This window comes from Globicatella sp. HMSC072A10 (assembly GCF_001811625.1).
In the GTDB taxonomy this organism is placed as follows: domain Bacteria; phylum Bacillota; class Bacilli; order Lactobacillales; family Aerococcaceae; genus Globicatella; species Globicatella sanguinis.
Genome location: NZ_KV805646.1, coordinates 1 through 2,460 on the forward strand (window position 1 = coordinate 1; position 2,460 = coordinate 2,460).

General features: G+C 27.3%; 3 protein-coding genes. 1 reads left to right on the plus strand and 2 read right to left on the minus strand.

Features of this window, described 5'->3' with window-relative positions:
* The coding region (locus HMPREF2811_RS02575) for a site-specific integrase (RefSeq protein WP_071407966.1) at positions 1–1,212 on the minus strand (1,212 nt) is incomplete at its 3' end.
* Positions 1,213–1,268: 56 nt separating this feature from the next.
* Complete coding sequence (locus HMPREF2811_RS02580; RefSeq protein WP_071407967.1) at positions 1,269–2,042, minus strand: helix-turn-helix domain-containing protein; 774 nt, start codon at positions 2,040–2,042, stop codon at positions 1,269–1,271.
* Positions 2,043–2,170: 128 nt separating this feature from the next.
* On the opposite strand from HMPREF2811_RS02580, the gene HMPREF2811_RS02585 reads away from it, so the two are divergent.
* Positions 2,171–2,386, plus strand: coding sequence for a helix-turn-helix transcriptional regulator (locus HMPREF2811_RS02585; protein ID WP_071407968.1), 216 nt, complete (start codon positions 2,171–2,173; stop codon positions 2,384–2,386).
* The last annotated feature ends 74 nt before the right edge of the window (positions 2,387–2,460 follow it).

Consider the following 2,460-nt stretch of genomic DNA (forward strand, 5'->3'; position numbering starts at 1 on the left):
TATCAAGATACTCTGATATAGGACGCTTACTGCTATTTCACCTACTGTTATTGGAATAACATTTGGTGAATTTATATATGTTTTTGTAATATCAGTATCGCTATGAGTTAAAGCTTCAGAAATTTGAGTAATATCTATACCGGCTTGTTTAGCTAATGTAGCACCAGTATGTCTTAGCTTATGAGGTGTACAATGAACCAAGTTAGGATGTCTTTTTTGAATTGCCTGCATACGGTAATTTAGATAATCTACATGAAGTGGTTTGTTTACATTCCCGTTTGTATCAATATAGGTAAAAACAAATTGATCATCATCTTGAACAATGTTAAATCCTGTAAGAAATTTATGTTGCTCAATTTTCCATTTTTTGAGATATGCCATTAACTCATTAGGAACGGTGAAGATAGTTTGTTTTTCACCTTTTGTAGATTTTATATTACCAAATTTATCTAATGCTCTATTGATAGTTATTTGGGAATTAGCAAAATCAATATTTTTCCATCTTAAAGCATAAGATTCAGATTTTCTATCAGAAAGAAAAAATGTGGTTAAAAATAAAGTATAGTCTTTTAAATCTAAATATTCATTTTTATAGTCATTAAACGTACAATCTAACCACTCTGTTAATTGTTCAAAAGATAAATATAATTCAGCATCTTCTTTTAGTTCTTTCAATTGTTGCTTCTTAATTGATTTAATTCTTCTAACAGATTTCTCTAGTTTATTTATTTCGATATAATCAAACTCTTCAGCTAGATCAAATATTGATACAAAATAACTTCTGATAGTTTTAAAATTTGCATATTCTTCAGCTTTTTTTGAAAGTAATTTAACTACATATCTTTTGTTTTCGTTTAAGTAAGATATTTTAGAATCACCAAATAAAGGCATCAAATGAAGTCTGAAAATATCATTAGTTGCTGCAATTGTTGCCTTTGTAGGTGGTTTACTATGATTATTGGTTTGACCATTAATATATGCATCCCACCAAACTTCATGGAAAAAATCCTTAAATGTGATATTTACATTAATTGTTTTTTGTTTTTCAGTAACTGTTAAGCTAAATCTTGCTTCAGCAATCTTAGCTTCCTTCTGGGTATTGAATCCTCTTCTTGTGGTAATTATCTTTTTACCAGTTATTGAATCTGTTCCATAATATCCCTGGAACATATATTTTTTTGTACCATCTTTTAAGTAATATTCTTTTATCATTTTTGCTTTCCTTCCTACTACCAAGCACACCACTGCAGTGAATAGGGGAGGATTTATTAATTCAATATATCTTGTGGGTTATCTATAACTTTATAATACTTATCTTTATTTAGTTTTATGTTAGTGTTCCAATCATGATAATCTTTTATATAATGAAGTAGAATTTCGTTGTTCAAGTTTTTGACTACATTTGTTTCTTTGTTATTTACATATATGGTTAAACCATCATACAAGTCAGATTGAAACTTGATATCAGACAGCTCTATATCTTCTTTTTCAGCAATTAAATAGATGATATTATAAAAAATATAAAATTTATATTTTGGATTATTTTCAATTTCCTTTATCTTTAATTCTAATTTATCTATAAGTTCCTCTAATTGGTAGTAAATAATATCTTTATTTTCTGGATAAATTGAATTGCTGTTGTTATTATCTATTTTTTCTAATTCAAGTTCAATTGAAGCAATCTCATTTTTAATCATATTAATCAATGTGGTTTTATTATTAAGAAAGCTTTTTTCAACAGAGTTCTTATTATTATTTATTTGATCAATTATTTTCTTCCTATAATTATCAAATTCCTCTCCAGTATCAAAAGACATCAATTCTTCTTTGTAGCCGTAAAGTAATTCGTAAACTGAAATATTACCTAACTTGGCTATTTGTTTTAATCTAGATTCGTTAGGATAATTATAATCATTCTCCCAATTACTAACTACACCTTTACTAGCAGGTGGGTCAAATAATTTTCCAAATTCTTCCATTGATGGTTTATCAGGTAAACTCATCCGTATTTCCTTAATTTTATAGCCTATTTTTCTCTTCATATAGTACCTCCTAATGGTCATAATAACATAAGTACTAAAAAAATAAAACATTTACTTGCATTTTTTATAAAAATATGTTTAAATTAATTTGTACTGAAAATTTAGTACTTAAATAAGGAGGTGAGTTTATGAATAAATTAGTAGGGCTAAGATCGTCGCTGTCTATGACGCAAACAGATATGGCCAATTATTTAGGGATATCAACACAGTCGTATTGGAATAAGGAGAATGGTCGTAGACCATTTTCCGATAACGAGAAAATAAAAATAAAGAATCTATTCTTAAAATACGAACCAAGCATAACTATTGAAGAGCTTTTTTTTAACAACAAAGTACTAAAATAACAGTACGGATGAATTTGTTTTAATAAATTTGATTTGGAGTGAGTTTTTATTTGAAAAGAAAGACAAAAAAGGCG

Bases quoted from the DNA above. Each gene is read 5' to 3' on its own strand.
- HMPREF2811_RS02580 (WP_071407967.1), bottom strand. From the start codon at position 2,042: ATGAAGAGAAAAATAGGCTATAAAATTAAGGAAATACGGATGAGTTTA.
- HMPREF2811_RS02585 (WP_071407968.1), top strand. From the start codon at position 2,171: ATGAATAAATTAGTAGGGCTAAGATCGTCGCTGTCTATGACGCAAACA.